This window comes from Acinetobacter lwoffii, from assembly GCF_024129715.1.
Taxonomy (GTDB): domain Bacteria; phylum Pseudomonadota; class Gammaproteobacteria; order Pseudomonadales; family Moraxellaceae; genus Acinetobacter; species Acinetobacter lwoffii_U.
Genome location: NZ_JAMXXM010000058.1, coordinates 1 through 1,469 on the forward strand (window position 1 = coordinate 1; position 1,469 = coordinate 1,469).

Sequence of the window (1,469 nt, forward strand, 5' to 3'; positions counted from 1 at the left end):
CAGGATAATCTGCACCCCGAAAGTTGGACACTCTTAGTCTAATTTGAAGGGTGCTTTTTAATGGCTAAATATTCTCAAGAATTTAAATTAAAAGTTGTGGAGCATTACTTGTCTGGTCATGGCGACTCTGTAACAGGTCAAATTTTTAATGTTCATAGATCAGATGTTCAAAAGTGGAGTAAAGCATTTAAACTTTATGGCATGGCAGGCTTAGAACTCAGAAGATCTAAAACAACTTTCACGGTTGAATTTAAATATCAAGTTGTTAAAGCAATATGTGAGGAAGGAGCTTCATTAAGAGAAACGATGCAACGCTTTCATATTAAAGAAACAAGCACGTTAAGAGATTGGTTGAAACAATATAAAGAAAACGGTATAGATGGCTTGAAACCGAAAGCTAGAGGACGGCCCAAAAGCATGCTAAAGCCAAAGATAACGAGAGCTCAATATACTCAAGCAGATCAGGATAAAACCCATGAGGAACTGCTTGAGGAGTTGGCATATCTACGTGCTGAAGTTGCTTTCCTAAAAAAGCGGAGAGCCTTGATTCAGAAGCAGAAAGAACAGGAAAAAGTCGAACAGCAACGGCTGCAAGATTCATATCTGAATTAAGGCAAAACTACCCACTAAAGCATGTGCTATGTGCAGCCAAGATGGCGCGTAGTACCTATTTTTATCATCAGAAGTCATCAAAAATCAATGATAAATACAGTGATTTAAAACAGCAAATCAAAGTGATCTATCATCAGCATAAAGGGCGTTATGGGTATCGCAGGATTACGCTTGCATTGAGAAATACAGGTTTGATCGTGAACCATAAGTGTGTGCAGCGATTGATGATATCTATGAAGCTTAAATCACGTATTAGGGTTGTGAAATACCGTTCGTATAAAGGGCAAGTGGGTAAAATTGCAAACAATGTATTGCAGCGTCAATTCAAGGCTGAGCGACCTAATCAAAAATGGGTTACTGATGTGACTGAATTTAATATTCGGGGGGACAAGCTTTACCTATCTCCCGTCATGGACTTATTTAACGGTGAAATTATTGCATTTCAAATGGAACGTAGACCAGTATTCGGACTAGTCAAAGATATGCTTAAAGAGGCTATAGAGACACTCAACCTAAATGAGAAGCCAATGATCCATTCTGATCAAGGTTGGCAATATCAAATGAGATTTTACCAGAAACAGTTAGCAGAACGAGGGCTCACCCAAAGTATGTCACGTAAGGGGAATTGTTTAGATAATGCTGCTATGGAGAGCTTCTTTGGAATACTTAAATCTGAATGTTTCTATGGAGAAGAATTTAAATCAGTTGATGAATTGGAGCAAAAAGTGAAAGAATATATTCACTATTACAATCATGAAAGAATCAAGGTTAAATTGAAAGGACTGACCCCTGTAGAATACAGAAATCAGTCCTTAGAAATTGCCTAACTTACTGTCTAACTTTTGGGGGTCAGATCA

The 1,469-nt window shown here is 37.8% G+C and carries 1 protein-coding gene; it reads left to right on the forward strand.

The features are described 5' to 3' along the window. The first annotated feature begins 60 nt into the window (after window positions 1-60). Window positions 61-1,439 (forward strand): IS3 family transposase gene (locus NI462_RS14850; RefSeq protein ID WP_425320989.1). Its coding sequence is split into 2 segments (ribosomal slippage): window positions 61-535 and window positions 535-1,439, totalling 1,380 coding nucleotides; the frame shifts between segments, so codons are not numbered across the junction. Window positions 1,440-1,469 lie beyond the last annotated feature (30 nt).